At 59.5% G+C, this 15,405-nt stretch carries 15 protein-coding genes; 7 read left to right on the forward strand and 8 right to left on the reverse strand.

The window, feature by feature from the left end:
• Nucleotides 1-261 precede the first annotated feature (261 nt).
• Nucleotides 262-1,077: a DUF3108 domain-containing protein gene (locus ACZ5C3_RS27345; protein ID WP_464038447.1), complete on the reverse strand. Its 816-nt coding sequence runs from the start codon at nt 1,075-1,077 to the stop codon at nt 262-264.
• A gap of 410 nt (nt 1,078-1,487) precedes the next feature.
• Here ACZ5C3_RS27345 and rpmB point away from each other — a divergent pair, with 410 nt between their 5' ends.
• Nucleotides 1,488-1,781, forward strand: coding sequence for a 50S ribosomal protein L28 (rpmB, locus tag ACZ5C3_RS27350; protein WP_464034224.1), 294 nt, complete (start codon nt 1,488-1,490; stop codon nt 1,779-1,781).
• An 84-nt stretch (nt 1,782-1,865) separates the two neighbouring features.
• Here the strand turns inward: rpmB and ACZ5C3_RS27355 are convergent, their stop codons facing one another.
• The 3 genes from ACZ5C3_RS27355 to cobS all read right to left on the reverse strand — a co-directional run bounded on the left by ACZ5C3_RS27355 (nt 1,866) and on the right by cobS (nt 5,937).
• Complete coding sequence (locus tag ACZ5C3_RS27355) at nt 1,866-2,909, reverse strand: esterase-like activity of phytase family protein (RefSeq protein ID WP_464034225.1); 1,044 nt, start codon at nt 2,907-2,909, stop codon at nt 1,866-1,868.
• 3 nt (nt 2,910-2,912) lie between these two features.
• The gene (gene cobT / locus ACZ5C3_RS27360; RefSeq protein ID WP_464034226.1) at nt 2,913-4,811 is read right to left on the reverse strand and encodes a cobaltochelatase subunit CobT; all 1,899 of its coding nucleotides are present in this window, start codon (nt 4,809-4,811) and stop codon (nt 2,913-2,915) included.
• Between the two features lie 130 nt (nt 4,812-4,941).
• Nucleotides 4,942-5,937 carry a cobaltochelatase subunit CobS gene (gene cobS / locus ACZ5C3_RS27365; RefSeq protein ID WP_464034227.1) on the reverse strand — a complete coding sequence of 332 codons (996 nt, stop codon included), beginning with the start codon at nt 5,935-5,937 and terminating at the stop codon, nt 4,942-4,944.
• A 266-nt stretch (nt 5,938-6,203) separates the two neighbouring features.
• Between cobS and ACZ5C3_RS27370 the strand changes: the two genes are divergently transcribed.
• Nucleotides 6,204-6,854, forward strand: coding sequence for a DedA family protein (locus ACZ5C3_RS27370; RefSeq protein WP_464034228.1), 651 nt, complete (start codon nt 6,204-6,206; stop codon nt 6,852-6,854).
• A 43-nt stretch (nt 6,855-6,897) separates the two neighbouring features.
• Here ACZ5C3_RS27370 and ACZ5C3_RS27375 read toward each other — a convergent pair whose 3' ends face one another.
• Nucleotides 6,898-7,542, reverse strand: coding sequence for a J domain-containing protein (locus tag ACZ5C3_RS27375; protein WP_464034229.1), 645 nt, complete (start codon nt 7,540-7,542; stop codon nt 6,898-6,900).
• 122 nt (nt 7,543-7,664) lie between these two features.
• On the opposite strand from ACZ5C3_RS27375, the gene ACZ5C3_RS27380 reads away from it, so the two are divergent.
• On the forward strand, nt 7,665-7,940 hold the full coding sequence (locus tag ACZ5C3_RS27380; protein ID WP_464034230.1) for a BolA family protein: 276 nt from the start codon (nt 7,665-7,667) through the stop codon (nt 7,938-7,940).
• Nucleotides 7,941-8,021: 81 nt separating this feature from the next.
• On the opposite strand, the gene ACZ5C3_RS27385 is transcribed toward ACZ5C3_RS27380, so the two are convergent.
• From ACZ5C3_RS27385 to ACZ5C3_RS27395, 3 genes are read right to left on the reverse strand one after another with little or no spacing between them, the layout of a single operon-like run.
• Nucleotides 8,022-9,326, reverse strand: a complete 1,305-nt coding sequence (locus ACZ5C3_RS27385; RefSeq protein WP_464034231.1) for an HlyC/CorC family transporter — start codon at nt 9,324-9,326, stop codon at nt 8,022-8,024.
• Between the two features lie 19 nt (nt 9,327-9,345).
• Complete coding sequence (gene aroB / locus ACZ5C3_RS27390; protein ID WP_464044396.1) at nt 9,346-10,476, reverse strand: 3-dehydroquinate synthase; 1,131 nt, start codon at nt 10,474-10,476, stop codon at nt 9,346-9,348.
• Nucleotides 10,477-10,484: 8 nt separating this feature from the next.
• A complete protein-coding gene (locus tag ACZ5C3_RS27395; RefSeq protein WP_464034232.1) occupies nt 10,485-11,108 on the reverse strand; it encodes a shikimate kinase in 624 nt (207 codons plus the stop codon).
• Between the two features lie 191 nt (nt 11,109-11,299).
• Here ACZ5C3_RS27395 and ACZ5C3_RS27400 point away from each other — a divergent pair, with 191 nt between their 5' ends.
• From ACZ5C3_RS27400 to ACZ5C3_RS27415, 4 genes are all read left to right on the forward strand, one after another.
• Nucleotides 11,300-11,446: a histidine kinase gene (locus tag ACZ5C3_RS27400; protein ID WP_424628547.1), complete on the forward strand. Its 147-nt coding sequence runs from the start codon at nt 11,300-11,302 to the stop codon at nt 11,444-11,446.
• A gap of 11 nt (nt 11,447-11,457) precedes the next feature.
• Nucleotides 11,458-12,420, forward strand: a complete 963-nt coding sequence (gene xerD / locus ACZ5C3_RS27405; RefSeq protein ID WP_464034233.1) for a site-specific tyrosine recombinase XerD — start codon at nt 11,458-11,460, stop codon at nt 12,418-12,420.
• Nucleotides 12,421-12,565: 145 nt separating this feature from the next.
• Entirely contained in the window at nt 12,566-13,528 is a 963-nt protein-coding gene (locus tag ACZ5C3_RS27410; RefSeq protein WP_464044397.1) for an acetyl-CoA carboxylase carboxyltransferase subunit alpha, read from the forward strand.
• A gap of 320 nt (nt 13,529-13,848) precedes the next feature.
• On the forward strand, nt 13,849-15,333 hold the full coding sequence (locus tag ACZ5C3_RS27415) for a L,D-transpeptidase family protein (protein ID WP_464044804.1): 1,485 nt from the start codon (nt 13,849-13,851) through the stop codon (nt 15,331-15,333).
• Nucleotides 15,334-15,405 lie beyond the last annotated feature (72 nt).

A 15,405-nucleotide genomic window follows, 5' to 3' on the forward strand; every position in this document is an offset into this window, starting at 1 on the left:
CTTCTGGAAGTGTCTCACAATGCAACGTTTTTGACGCTGCGCCTTAAGATATGGAACGAGTCCGGAACGAAAGAAGCCCGAATCGCTGACTCCTATGATGTTCGGCTTCGTTCACCGCAATATGTCGCGCACCTTATCCTTTAGCGGCACTACATCAAGTCCTGACGCATCCCATAGGCAGTCGGCTTTGCGGTGAATCTCTTAATGCCGGAGTCGAATCGGATTGGCCGAAGAGTCAACATGATTCAGAACCGGAATCTGCTAGTTCGTCCTTGCAGTTTTTTGGACCGAAATGAATTCCGTCGCCTCGATTACCCCAGTGCCGATTGGGGTCGGGATCACGATCTTGAATGGAACAAGGACGCGCGTTCCTGCGATCGGCGCGAACCAGATTTCCATGCCGCGCTGAGCGGCCACGTATTTGATGGAGGCACGATCCGGCACGTAGCCCGCGATCGGCGTGAAATAAACTGCACACACCACTGCAGGACCTTTGTAGCCCTTTTCGGCCTTGACCATCTCCATACGCTTGTAATCAAGGCTGAGATCGTAGCGCATACGGCCGTCGAACACCGGGATCGTCCTCCGGCAGGCCTCAGGGGTCAGCGGATCGCCTGTCCCGGCCACACGCAGCAGCGAACCGGTCATCGGGTCAAAGACATTGCGGCGTTGAGCATCAGTGACCGGGATCCGGTCAGGCGTCACCGGCGGCTCAGGCTCGATCGACGTTTCCTTCACGCTGCCGGCAGCCAGGACGATACGGATAATCTCGGCCTTTTTGCCGTAGTTGATGGTCGACAGATAGCTCAGCGGCGACAGTTGGCCGTTGACGATCCGGCCTTGGCTCGTGCCGGTTCCGCTGCCACCGCCAATTGACTTCATCAGGCCGGTAGTGGCGCCGCTGACGGCCGCGGCATACTGATCGTCGGCAACATCGACGATCCAGCCGCCTTTGCCGATGGTGATCCCAGCGAGAGAAGCCTCGTATTTCGCGTCCAGCCGACCCTGGGCCACCGCGGGAGCGGCCAGAAGTCCAAATGCTGCGAAGGTGAACAGCGCGCTAAAAGCATGCGCCATGGCGCCAAGCGGGCGGCGCGGCATAAATAAACGGGGCATATCCACCGATGGAGAATCCTGTTGCGCAACGACGCGTCGACCGACTGAAATATCCGGCAAAATCCCGCCGGGAAAGCCGCCCCGCGAATCTTGCGCGAGTTTCTTTGAAATCCCTGTCGTCTTCATTTTGTGGGGGATTACGTCGTTTATATGTTGGAGAAATCCCTGTATTAGCGAGGGAAATCGCGTTCCAGGCCGAACTGCTTTTGACGAAAATCGTCCTGATTCGATGGCCAGAACAGCGCTCTCACCTTGACGCTGGGCGGCTGGGCCCTTATACGTCCGCGGTTCCTGAAAATGGACAACTTTTAAACCCCCACGCGAGCTCCTTTTAAACAGGTCGGCTCCGGGGATGACAGAGGATTTTCGCCATGTCTCGGCGCTGCGAATTGACCGCCAAGGGCGCTCAGGTTGGCCACAAAGTCAGCCACTCGAACCGCAAGACCAAGCGCAGGTTTCTGCCGAACCTGTGCAACGTCACGCTGATCTCGGACACGCTGGAACGCACTGTGCGCCTGCGTGTGTCGGCAAACGCGCTGAAGAGCGTCGATCACCGCGGCGGTCTCGATGCCTTCCTGCTCAAGGCGAATGTCGCCGAGCTGTCGCCGAAGGCTGTTGAGCTGAAGCGCCAGATCGAAAAGAAGAAGCTCGCTGTAGCCAGCTAAGCTCAGCTTCTTTCAAAGATGATTCAGGCCGGGCTTTCCACCCGGCCTTTTTTCGTTGCTTGATGCCTTCACGGAAGAACGAACTCACTCTTCCACCAGCGTGAACTGCAGCAGCAGCGTCCGCTGAATCATGGAAAAGTTGTCGTCGGAAATCATGGTCACCACCGTGTCGCCATTCTCCGCGACATGGGTGTCGATGCCTTCCATGTTGTCGATCTCATAGCCGAGATCGACTTCGAATATCGTTGCACCGTCGATCACCGCGTCGGGAGCGATAGAGCCGGCGGCGACACGGCGGATACGGATACCGACGCCCTCCATCACCGAAAATTTTCTTTCGAGCAACAGCAGGTCACCTGACGGAAGTAACGTGGCGTCGCTAATGTCAAAATTTTTCGTCCGTTTGACCGAGAATTGCCCTGGCGCAGGCCCGCCGATGAGGAAACCTAGAATATTTCCCGCGGGATCAAGACCTCGCTCGGAGATCGCAACCAAGGTCCCTGCGAGCGGCTGCCCCTTCGGCACAAAGACCAGCGTCTCAAGTCCCTTGTTGAAGGGCAACTTCTCGATCCCGGCTGGTAGCGAGATCGGCTCGCCCCGAGCCCGGACGCCGTCCCTGCCGAAATCAAACCGCAGGATCTGATTGACGCGTTCAAGACCGACATAGGCTGTCGTCCCATCAAACGCGAGCGACTCCGTATCAAACCATCCGCGCTGGGTAATCTTCCTGCCGTCGCTGCCCAGGATCGGTGCAGACTTCACGTCGGCAAGGCCCGACAGCGCCTTACCTTGGTAAGTGAGCCGCCCCGTAAACCAGTTCGCCTTGTCGCTGAGAGAAATAAATCGCTCGCCCTTTTTGTCGAGCCGCAATGCAGACAGCCCGCCGAAGCCTCGAAACGAGGATGTCAGCACAAGTCCGCTGCGAAACTCGAGCGCGCCATAACGAACATGCGACGCATCACGAGGATCGAAATGCTCGATCTTGCGCGCATTCACCTCCAGAGGAACAGGACCATCACTCTTCACGTCTTGCGCGAAGGCCTGCAGCGGCGCGAAAGGACCGGCACCTGCGGGAAGCGCCGCCGCGGCGTTCAAGAGTAACCGACGGCGGCTGAGGTTTATGGCCATCTGTCAGGAGTGCAGTTTGCGCCGCCGCGATGGGGCTGGAGTTTCGACATGCGTTTCGCTGAACAGCTCGGCGAGCTTCTCGGTAATAGCGCCGCCAAGCTCCTCAGCATCCACGATCGTCACAGCGCGGCGATAGTAGCGCGTGACATCGTGACCGATGCCGATGGCAATCAGTTCGACCGGTGACCGGGTCTCGATCTCCTCGATGACGTGACGCAGATGCCGCTCGAGATAGTTGCCCGGATTGACTGACAGCGTTGAATCGTCGACCGGCGCACCATCGGAAATCATCATCAGGATCTTGCGCTGCTCGGAACGGCCGAGAAGGCGCTTATGCGCCCAATCGAGCGCCTCACCATCGATGTTTTCCTTGAGCAGGCCTTCGCGCATCATCAAGCCGAGATTCTTGCGCGCACGGCGCCACGGTGCATCCGCCGACTTGTAGATGATGTGCCGCAGATCGTTGAGACGGCCCGGATTGGCCGGCTTGCCTGCGGCGAGCCACGCTTCGCGCGACTGGCCGCCCTTCCACGCCCGCGTCGTGAAGCCGAGAATCTCGACCTTGACGCCGCAACGCTCCAGCGTTCGCGCCAGGATATCGGCACAGGTTGCCGCGACCGTGATCGGCCGCCCGCGCATCGAGCCCGAATTGTCGAGCAGCAACGTCACCACCGTGTCGCGGAACGTCGCCTCCTTCTCATGCATGAAGGATAGCGGGTGATATGGATCGGTGACGACGCGCGAGAGCCGCGCCGGGTCGAGAATTCCCTCTTCGAGATCGAATTCCCAGGCGCGATTCTGCTGCGCCATCAGCTTTCGCTGCAGACGATTAGCCAGCCGCGCCACGATGTGCTGCAGGTGCGCCAGCTGCTTATCGAGATAGCTGCGCAGGCGCTCCAATTCGTCGGGCTCGCAAAGATCCTCGGCTGAGACGACCTCGTCGAATTTTGGCGCAAACGCGTGATACTCAGGTCCCCGCGGCTCGTTGGCACCGCGATTCTGTGGGCGCTGAGCCTCGCCCGGCGTTTCGTCTTCACCAAGATCGGCATCATCGAACGTATCGCTGGCGGATGCCTGCGCGCTCTCCATCGCGTTTTCGGACATTTCCTCGGTGGATGACTGCGCCTGCTCGGCGCTCATTTCCTCTGAAGAATCGCTCTCCGGTGAACCGTCCGCGCCGGACTGGTCTTTTTCACCCTCGCGGTTGTCGTCCTGATTGTCGTCCTCATCCTGTTCGGCATTGCTGTCGTTGACGAGCTCCAGCGCCTCGAGCAGATCATGGATGGCATCGCCGAACCGAGCCTGATCCTCGGTGAAGCTGCTCAACTGATCGAGGCGCGCGCCAATCTTGTCCTCAAGCGTCGGCCGCCAAAGGTCGACCATCTTGCGGGCCGCAGCCGGCGGCGCGAGACCAGTCAAACGCTCGCGCACCAGCATCGCCAGCGCATCGGCCAACGGCGCATCAGCGCGATCGGTAATCTCGTCGTATTTACCGCGATGAAAATGATCATCGAGCATTGCCGTGAGGTTCTTGGCGACACCGGCCATGCGTCGCGAGCCGATCGCCTCCACGCGTGCCTGCTCGACAGCATCGAACACGCCGCGCGCCTGCGGATTGCCCGGCGCCAACTTGCGGTGAACTTTCGGATCATGACAGGCGAGGCGCAACGCGATGGAGTCGGCGTGACCACGCACAATCGCGGCATCTTTCCGCGTCAGTTTGCGCGCGGGCTCGGGCAGCCGCGCCTTGCCGGGCGAAAGTCCCGGGCGCTCGGCCGCAAACGTCACTTCCAGTTCGGGCTGCTTGGCGATGGCCCGCAAAGCGGACGTCACCGCCCGCTTGAACGGCTCGGTCGGTGATTCCTTGGAGCCAGTCTTGAATTTAATATTGGATGTGCTCATCGCGCCCTATTCCCTCGCCCCACTCCGAGGAGAGGGGCGGGGTGAGAGAGTAATGCGGAAGACGGAACACGAAGCCCCTCACCCAACTTGCTTCGCTCGCCACCTCTCCCCAGCGGGGAGAAGTTCATCCTTAGCTCAACGCGACATTTACCGATGACTCCGGCAGCTCCGCGTTGAAGCAACGCTGATAGAATTCAGCAACCAGCGGGCGTTCAAGCTCATCGCACTTGTTCAAGAAGGTCACGCGGAAGGCGAAACCGATATCGCCGAAGATATCGGCGTTTTCGGCCCAAGTGATGACCGTGCGCGGGCTCATCACCGTCGACAGGTCGCCGTTGGCGAAAGCGTTGCGCGTCAGGTCCGCGAGGCGGACCATCTTGTTGACGATGTCGCGGCCGGCATCAGTCTGATAGTGCTTCGCCTTGGCGAGCACGATCTCGACTTCGTTGTCATGCGGCAGGTAATTCAGCGTGGTGACGATCGACCAGCGATCCATCTGGCCCTGGTTGATCTGCTGCGTGCCGTGATAGAGGCCCGACGTGTCGCCAAGACCAATGGTATTGGCAGTCGCAAACAGGCGGAACGCTGGATGCGGCTTGATGACCTTGTTCTGGTCGAGCAGCGTCAGACGACCGGACACTTCGAGCACGCGCTGGATCACGAACATCACGTCCGGACGGCCGGCATCGTATTCGTCAAATACCAACGCGACATTGTGCTGGAGTGCCCATGGCAGAATGCCATCGCGGAACTCAGTGACCTGCTTGCCGTCACGCACGACGATCGAATCTTTGCCAACGAGATCGATACGGCTGATGTGGCTGTCGAGGTTGACGCGTACGCAAGGCCAATTCAGGCGCGCGGCGACCTGCTCGATGTGGGTCGACTTGCCGGTGCCGTGATAGCCCGTGACCATGACGCGGCGGTTACGCGAGAAGCCGGCGAGAATGGCAAGCGTGGTCGCGCGATCGAAACGGTAGTCCGTATCGGCTTCCGGCACATGCGGGTCGGTGTTCGAATAGGCGGGCACTTCAAGATCGCTGTCGATGCCGAAGACCTGACGAACCGACACTTTCATGTCGGGGAGATTTGCGGGTTCCTGCGATGTGGTCATGGCGGCGGTCATCAATCCTCCGTGGTCCCGGATGCTCCCGAAACCAGACGTGCTTGCTGCGGGGTGGGTGCTATTTTTCCAACGTAGCAGAGAGAAGCGAATGGCAGAAGCCCGCTTCCCATTGAAAGTTCCACTGTATTATCATCCAGATAAACCGTCATTGCCAGTTTGGAAGAGCTGCCCTGTGCATGACGCGCAGGCCAGATCAGCCTTCTGAGGAGCCATTTTCGGCTAAGCTGATCGAATCGGCTTTCACAGCCGTCAGCACCGGATTACGCGTGAATTCATATCTTCAGGACCTGATCGGCCTCGTTTCAGCCCATGCCTCGTGGGCCTACGCCGTTATATTTCTGGCCGCGCTGCTGGAAGCCGTGCCCGTCGCCGGGTCGCTGGTTCCGGGCTCTACCGTCATCGTGGCGCTGAGCGCGCTGGTGCCAAGTGGCAACCTGAAACTTGCACCAATCCTGACGGCAGCCATCGCCGGCGCCCTGCTCGGAGATGGGCTGGCCTACTGGCTGGGCCGCCACGCCGAACGTGAGGTTCTGACCACGTGGCCACTATCGAAATATCCTGCCGTCGTCTCGCAGAGCGAGACGTTCTTTCATCGCTACGGGACGTTTGCGGTGTTTTTCGCCCGTTTTGTCCCGCCGGTACGGGCCGTCGTGCCCATTATTGCGGGCTCCCTCGGTATGAGCGCGCCGCGCTTTTTTGCAGCCATGGTTCCGGCGGTGTTGCTCTGGGCACCGGCCATGATCCTGCCTGGCGTTCTGGCCGGCTCGGCCGCTGAGCAATGGGGCGCCAAGGCCGAACATTATGCGTTGCCGCTGGTGAGCGGGATCATCGCCATCGGCTGCCTCGGCTGGGCGCTGTTCTGCTGGCGCAAGAGACAGCACAACAAAGCCCTGCCAACCGATACTTCGGCCAGATAGATCACCGTCTCGGTTTTTCAGATGTCGCGAGGCACCCGAGCTATCAGGTGCGCACCACCGTCTTCAGGTAGTTGTAAGCTTGGATGATCTCAATCAACCGATCCTCGGTGGAACGGTCACCGCCATTGGCATCCGGATGATGCTGCTTCACCAACAGCTTGTATTTGGTTTTCACGTCCTCGAGCGTCGCCTCCGGACCCAGACCCATGACCTGCAGTGCCTTGCGCTCGGCATTGAAGATCTTTCGCGTTTCCGGCTTTGGTTCGGACGTTGAGCCGGAACCGGGCTGCCAGCGGTTGCGGCCGTTCATTTCGCTGAACACACTGAAAGGATCGACCGCGCTATCGATATCGAGATCGGCCTTGCCCTTCTTGCCCTTGGTGGCGCCGTTGGCCCCCATCTTCCATGTCGGCCGATGTCCGGTCAGCGCGTCTTTCTGATAGCTGGCGACCGCTTCGTTCGACATGCCCTGGAAGAAATTATAGGACTGATTGTATTCCCGCACATGGTTCAGGCAGAAATGCCAGTACTCCTTCTCCTTACCGCGACCTTTCGGCGCGCGATGAGGCGCAGTGTTCTTGCACTCTGGCCATTCACACATGGCCACATCTTCCTTCACGCGCGGTTGCTTCTGCTTCGCGGTGGGTTTGATGCGGATCTTGTCGAAGTATTTCGATTCGAAGGTCATGGCTGACTATGACGATGCCTTGCTGAAAGCTTCAAGTCTTGACACGCGAATTAGCGTCCCAATTTTCGGTTCACTCTGCGCGCCATTGACGAATACAGATAAGTGACGATATTGCGCGGATCATGACGACCAAAGATATTATCACAAATAAGTTGAACGAAGCTTTCATTCCCGAAAGCCTCGACGTGATTGACGAGTCCCATTTGCATGAGGGCCACGCCGGTCACAGGCCCGGCGGTGAAACGCACTTCCGGGTACATATTGTATCAAAGGCCTTCGAAGGGAAGAGCCGGATCGACCGTCATCGTATGATAAATGCGCTGCTGGCGCCCGAGCTTTCCGGCTCGGTTCATGCCCTGGCGATCAAGGCTCACGCCCCTGGCGACAACAAAGTCTGACGCCCAGACCTCTCGTGTGGTGGTTCAGAAGTTCGCCCGGTTTTTCCTGCGAGTCCTCCAGCGAACTTTGGATTCGGGACACTAGAACGCCGTTCCGGCCTTCGGCACTTTTTGGAACGTTTCAGTCTCGCGCGGCAGCGGTACGATTCGCAGCGCAGTGATGCGATTGCGCTCGCGCCGAAGCACGCGGAACCGGAATCCATGGAACGTGAAGCTCTGCCCGCGGTCAGGAATTGAACGCGCCTCATGGATCACCAGGCCCGCAATGGTCGTGGCTTCCTCATCCGGCAAATTCCAGTCCATCGCGCGATTGAGATCGCGGATCGGCACCGAGCCTTCAACGAACACCGAACCGTCCGGCTGGGCGCGCACGCCGGCGACCGCCACATCGTGCTCGTCTGAGATGTCGCCGACGATTTCCTCGAGAATGTCTTCGAGCGTCACCAGCCCCTCGACCTCTCCGTACTCGTCGACCACCAGAGCAAAGTGGGTTTTGCGGCGGCGGAAGGCCTTCAGCTGCTCGGAAAGCGGCCGCATCTCCGGCACGAACCATGGCTCCAGCGCGATCCCAACGACATCAACCTTGGAAATATCGCCTTCGGCCAACTGAATGGCGCGCAGGAGATCCTTGGCATGCAGGACGCCGACAATATTTTCAGGCTTCTCGCGCCACAACGGGATGCGGGTGTACTCGGTCGCCAGCACCTCACGAACAAGCTCTTCCGACGGCAGATCGGCATTGATCATCACCATCTCGGTACGGTGGACCATGACATCCGAGACCTGAAGATCCTTCAGATCGAGGAGGCCTCCCAGCATGTCGCGATCGTGCTTCTCGACGCCGCCTTCATGGTGAATGAGATCGACCGCGCCACGCAACCGTTCCGTCGGCGACAGGATCGGCTGATTGGCGCCGACAGGAATTCGCAGCAACTTGAGCAGCCCACGAATGATGACCTCGATGACGGTGAGAACCGGACCCAACACCGCGACCACCAACGTCATCGGCCGCGCAACCAGGAGCGACATGCGGTCCGGTGCATTGATCGCTATGGTCTTCGGCAGCACCTCGGCGAAGATAATCACCAGCACCGACATGACGGCCGTGGCGTAAAGCACGCCGACTTCGCCAAACCAGGCCGTGAACACGCCGGTCGCAAGCGCAGAGGCACCAATATTGGCCAGGTTGTTGCCCACCAGCAGCGCACCAATCATGCGCTCGCGGATATTGAGAAGGTAGGCGACGATGCCAGCCTCGTGGCTGCCCTGCTTCTGCAGCCGCAGCATGCTCGATCGCGATGATGCGGTCAGCGCGGTCTCGCTCGCCGAAAAGAAAGCTGAAATCAGCAAACACCCGATCACGACGCCGAACGAGAACCAGTACATGGCGATTTCATCGACCTCGTTAAGAAGCGAGCTTGCGCACCAGGAATTCGCGAACGGTAGACGGGTCCACGTCGTTGGCGATGACAGCCTTGCCGATCTTTTCGAGCAGAATGAAAGTAAGCTGTCCGCGCTTCACTTTCTTGTCCTGCGCCATCAGCGCCATCAGGGTATCTGCGTCGGCAAGACCTTCCTGTTGGAAGCCCGCAATGTCCTGCAATCTCGTCGGCAGGCCGACAACAGCAAGGTGACGTTGCACGCGCTCCGCGTCCGCAGCAGGGATCATATTCATTTCCGCCGAGAATTCAGCGGCAAGCACCATGCCAACGGAAACGCCCTCGCCATGAAACAGCCGGTCAGAAAAGCCCGTCGCCGCCTCAAGTGCGTGGCCGAAGGTGTGACCAAGATTGAGCAGCGCACGCTCACCGTTCTCGCGCTCGTCGCGCGCGACGATTGCCGCCTTCGCGCGGCAGCTCGTGGCAATCGCATGCTCCCGCGCACTGCCGCCGGAAAAGAGGTCTGCGTGATTTGCCTCCAGCCACGTGAAGAAGGCTTCGTCCCCAAGCACGCCGTATTTGGCAACTTCCGCATAGCCCGCGCGAAACTGGCGCGGCGTCAGCGTGTCCAGCACCGCCGTATCAGCCACAACAAGAACAGGCTGATGAAAAGAGCCCACGAGATTTTTGCCATGAGGCGAGTTGATGCCGGTCTTGCCCCCGACGGATGAATCCACTTGCGCCAGCAGGGAAGTCGGAACCTGGACGAAATCGACGCCGCGCCGGACGATGGCGGCGGCAAAACCGGCCAGATCGCCGATCACACCACCACCCAGCGCAATCACCAGATCGTTGCGCTCGATCTTCGCGGCAATCAGCGCCTCGCAGACATCCTGCAAGACTGCATAACTTTTGGAAGCCTCGCCCTCGCCAACAACGAAATGCGACGAGGCTACGCCCGCCTCCGCCAACGCAGCTTCGGTCTTGTTGAGCCAATGACCTGCCACCGTGCGATCGGTCACGATGGCCACACGGACGCCGGGGCGCAGCTCTTTGATGCGGTGGCCGAGCGACGGCAGCACGTCGCGGCCGATCACGATGTCATACGCTCGATCGCCGAGGGCGACATCGACTGTCACCGGGCTGGAATTTCTCATGGACACGGTCATGGGGCTTTATTCGCAGAAGATGAAGCTGTGCTGCCGGACAACAGATAAGCATGAATGGCGTCAACGCACTCGTCGACAATCTTTTCGTGTGGCACATCGCGGGATGCGATGGCGATGTCCGCCAGTTGATAAAACGGACTGCGCTCGATGATCAGTCGCTCAATCGTCGCCGCAGGATCCGCCGTCTGCAGCAAGGGACGATCGGCGCGCCGCTTGACCCTGCGCAGGATGACATCGCCGTCGGCCTGCAGCCAGACTGAAACGGACTTCGCACGGATACGATTGCGGGTTTCCTCCCGCATGAAGGCACCGCCTCCCGTGGCGAGCACGCAGGAAGGACCGTCGAGCAAAGCGGCGATAACGCGGGCTTCGCCGTCGCGGAAATATGGCTCGCCGTGTTCCGCGAAAATCTCGGGGATCGTCATGCCGCCATGGCGCTGTTCGATCTCATGATCCGCATCCAGAAACTGCAACCGCAGCCGCGTGGCCAGCCTGCGGCCGATGGTCGACTTCCCTGCTCCCATCATGCCGACGAGCACAATCGACCGCGGGCCCAGCGCCGCTGTGATTTCGGCCTCCTGGGCTGTGGGGTCGTGCTGTCTGGCCGCGGGTTCGGTCATCATTTGAGCCTGGGTGACCGCGACTGCGGCCGTCGCTACACCCTATACTACTCTGGCGGAGGCTCCCGCCAGAGTCTCTTGCCGAAACACGGCGAACATGTTGGTAGTTGGTCGGCCTGACACGTTCCATTGGTTAACACGTGGCCCGGGCACAACTCAGGCTTTCCAAGCACCCTTCGAGGCAAAGTTCGATGCCCAGCCTGTTCCGCTTCCTGACCGTCGTCGCAGTGCTCGGCGGGCTGATCTATGGCGGCATTTTTGCGCTGGCCAATTTCGTCAACCCCAAGCCGCGCGAGATGACTGTCACCATCACCCCCGATAAATTTCTCAAACAATAAACGGGACCGCTATGCGGCTCGACAAATCTTCTGACGCCCGGCTGATCTCCCTGTTTCTCGACATGCTCGCTGCTGAGCAAGGCGCGGGCGACAACACCCTGCAGGCCTATCGCTCCGATCTCGAAGATCTTTCAGAGTTCATCGCGCACCGGAAAAAAACTTTCCTCATCGCCGACACGCAAGTCCTGCGCGACTACTTGGCCGATCTCGATACCCGCGGCTTCAAGTCGTCGAGTGTGGCGCGCAAATTGTCCTCGATGCGCCATCTGTTTAAATTTCTTTTGAACGAACGGGCGCGTGAGGACGATCCGGCGGCGATTCTGTCCGGCCCGAAGCGCGGCCGCAGCCTTCCTAAAGTGCTTTCGATTGCAGATGTGGATCGCCTGCTCACACACGCGCGAACGCTCGCGCAAACGCCAGACCAATCTTCCTTGCAACGCATTCGCGCGCTGCGGCTCTCGTGCCTGCTTGAAGTTCTTTACGCCACGGGTTTGCGCGTTTCCGAGCTGGTGTCGCTGCCGCTGTCGGCGGCGCGGCGCGACGCGCGCATGATCGTGGTCCGTGGCAAAGGGAACAAGGAGCGGCTGGTGCCACTCAACGATGCCTCGAAGCAGGCGATGGCAGATTATCTCGCCGCGATGGACGCAAGCCGCCCGGAGCAAAAGAAGAAAGCGCTGCCGGCGTCAAAATGGCTTTTTCCCTCGTCTGGCGAAAGCGGACACCTGACGCGCCAACATTTTGCCCGCGACCTCAAGGAGCTCGCCGCTAGCGCAGGCATCGCGCCGCGCCTCGTCAGCCCCCACGTCCTGCGTCATGCCTTTGCAAGCCATCTTCTGCACAATGGGGCGGATCTCCGCATCGTACAGACGCTGCTCGGACACACCGATATTTCCACGACGCAGATCTACACCCATATTGTCGAGGAAAGACTCAAGAGCCTGGTCCGCGACCTGCACCCATTAGCCGACAAATAGTTCTAAAAAATTAGTAATATCAGGATGTTTTGAGCCGGAGCTTGACTTGTGCCCCCTTCTTGACTTGAAAGACGCCAACAAGCATTCAAGGACACGTTATATCCGCCCTTCGCTGGAAGCGCGTTAGACCTTATGTATCTCTCACATGCCGGACCTGATGCGCAGCTATCTCGATTTTGAAAAACCCGTCGCCGAACTTGATTCCAAGGTCGACGAATTGCGCGCGCTCGCCGCGAGCGGCAGCGACATCAGCGAAGAGGTGTCGCGTATCGAGGAAAAAGCGACACAGGCACTGCACGAGCTCTATACCAACTTGACGCCGTGGCAGAAAACGCAGGTCGCGCGTCACCCGCTGCGACCCCACTGCGTCGACTACATCAAGTCACTGATCACCGAATTCACCCCGCTCGCCGGGGACCGTAAGTTCGGTGACGACGAAGCGTTGATCGGCGGCTTCGGACGTTTTCGCGGCGAAAGCATTTGCGTCATCGGCCAGGAAAAGGGCTCGACCACTGAGACCCGGCTGAAACACAATTTCGGCATGGCCAAGCCTGAAGGCTACCGCAAGGCCGTGCGGCTGATGGAAATGGCCGATCGCTTCGGTATTCCCGTGCTGTCTCTGGTGGATACGGCGGGTGCATATCCGGGCATTGGCGCCGAAGAGCGCGGACAGGCGGAAGCGATTGCACGCTCTACTGACGCTTGCCTCAGTCTTGGTGTCCCGAATGTCGCGGTGATTATCGGCGAAGGTGGTTCCGGCGGCGCCATCGCAATTGCAACCGCAAATCGCGTCCTGATGCTGGAACACGCGGTCTACAGCGTTATTTCACCCGAAGGTGCCGCTTCGATTTTGTGGCGCGACGCTGGGAAAGCGCAGGAAGCGGCGACCAATCTCAAGATTACAGCGCAGGATCTCGCCCGCTTTGGTGTGATTGACACAATTTTGAAGGAGCCGCCCGGCGGTGCCCACCGCGATCCGGAGGGCATGATCGCCAAGACCGGCGACGCCATTGCGCAGGCGTTCAACGACATGCGCAACCTTGATGCGAAGGCGATCCGCAACCAGCGACGTCAGAAGTTCCTTGAGATCGGACGCAAGCTCGTCTGATTACCGCTCCGTCGCCATTTGTGGCTTTTTCTGGGCATTTCGCGCGCAATCCCTGTTTACGCGCCGTTGACCATCCTGGCGCCGAGCCCGTCCCGGCAAGCCGTTCAGCTTGCGAGCGGCAGCCCTTAAGGATAATGATTGTTCAATAAATTCCGCGCTTTTCTCATCGTCAGGGTCACTCTGCCTTCACAATGAAAACAGGCGCAGCCGATTGAAGTGGATGAGTTCTTCTACGGCCTACAGGATGCCATTTTGCCGGGGAAAACTTTCGCGGCGGGGATGCTAGATTAGTCTGGAGTTGGGGATTGCCAGTTTTTGCATTGACCGACCGCACGAAGATGCGCGCGCTCGCCACATCGGCTGTGCTTGCTGCAAGCGTGTTGCTGTCAGGCTGCAACGGCGACGCCATTTCGCCGACCGCAAAAGCAACCAAGCCGATCCCGGAAAAATTGCTGGCTGATATTGAAGCCAAGAACATGGACAAGGGCTCACCCATGCTGGTGCGCCTGTTCAAGCAGGAAGCCGAGCTCGAAGTCTGGAAGCAGGACCGCACAGGCCACTTCGCGCTGCTGAAAACTTATCCGATCTGCCGCTGGTCGGGTGACCTTGGTCCGAAGGTCAAGGAAGGCGACCGCCAGGCGCCGGAAGGTTTCTACTCGATCACGCCTGCGCAGATGAATCCGCAGTCGGCGTATTACCTGTCGTTCAACATGGGCTACCCCAATGCCTATGACAAAGCATGGGGACGGACCGGCTCGCAGTTGATGGTGCACGGCGACTGCTCTTCGCGCGGCTGCTACGCCATGACCGACGAGCAGATTTCCGAAATCTACGCACTGGGCCGCGAGTCCTTCTTCGGCGGCCAGAGCGCATTTCAGGTGCAGGCCTATCCTTTCCGCATGAACGCACAGAACATGGCAAAGTATCGGAACAACCCGAACATGCCGTTCTGGAAGATGATCAAGGAAGGCAACGACCACTTCGAAGTGACGAAGCAGGAGCCGAAGGTCGATTTCTGCGAGAAGAAGTACGTCTTCGATGCACAAAAGCCGGCGAATTCCACCAAGCCTTTGACGTTCAACGCGTCGGCTCAGTGTCCGGCCTATGAAATTCCGCAGGACATTGCCGACGCTGTGCGTGAAAAGCAGCAGCAGGATGATGCGAAGATCGCGCAGTTCATCAGCCGCGGCACCCCGGTTGCGCGATCCCGCGCCGGTATCGACGGCGGCATGCATCCGATTTTCGCGTCGAAACTGCCTGAAGGCCAAGCTGCTATCGACAAGGACGTGACCGACTATGCGGTTGCATCCTATCTGCCCGCACCAGGAACCATTCCCTCGCATGCCACCATTCCAGCGGCGCCGGAAGCACCAGTGTTTGGGGCAACGTCATCATCGAACAGCGAGCCGATGGTTGCGGTTACGACGCCCGCGCCGGACACCAACGCCACAAATACGACGTCGTCTTCATCGTCCTCAGGCGAAGGCTTCCTGAGCCGCTTGTCGCGATCCGTCGGCTTGAAATCGGATCCTCCGCCGCAGCCGACGACGGTCGCCGCCGTAGCGCCGAAGGCGGCTAAGCCCGTCAGCCAGAAGGCGAAATCGGTCGCGCAGGCCAAGCCCGCCGAGCAAAAGGCTGCTGAACCGCGGGTGATCTCGCTCGACAAGACGCAGCAGGCGCAAGCCAAGGGTGTCTTCCCGGAACCGACTCCCGCCGCGGCCCCACCAGCACAGCAATCTATCGCTGGCGCCCAGCCTCCGGTTTCATCGAGTTCGTTCGATAGCCGCTGGTCGACCGCCCGCTAATTCGAGCATTCTTTCGTAGATAAAAAAACGCCGGTCGAAAGACCGGCGTTTTCTTTGAACTCAACTCCGGCC

The organism is Afipia dichlorophenoxyacetatis (assembly GCF_055386385.1).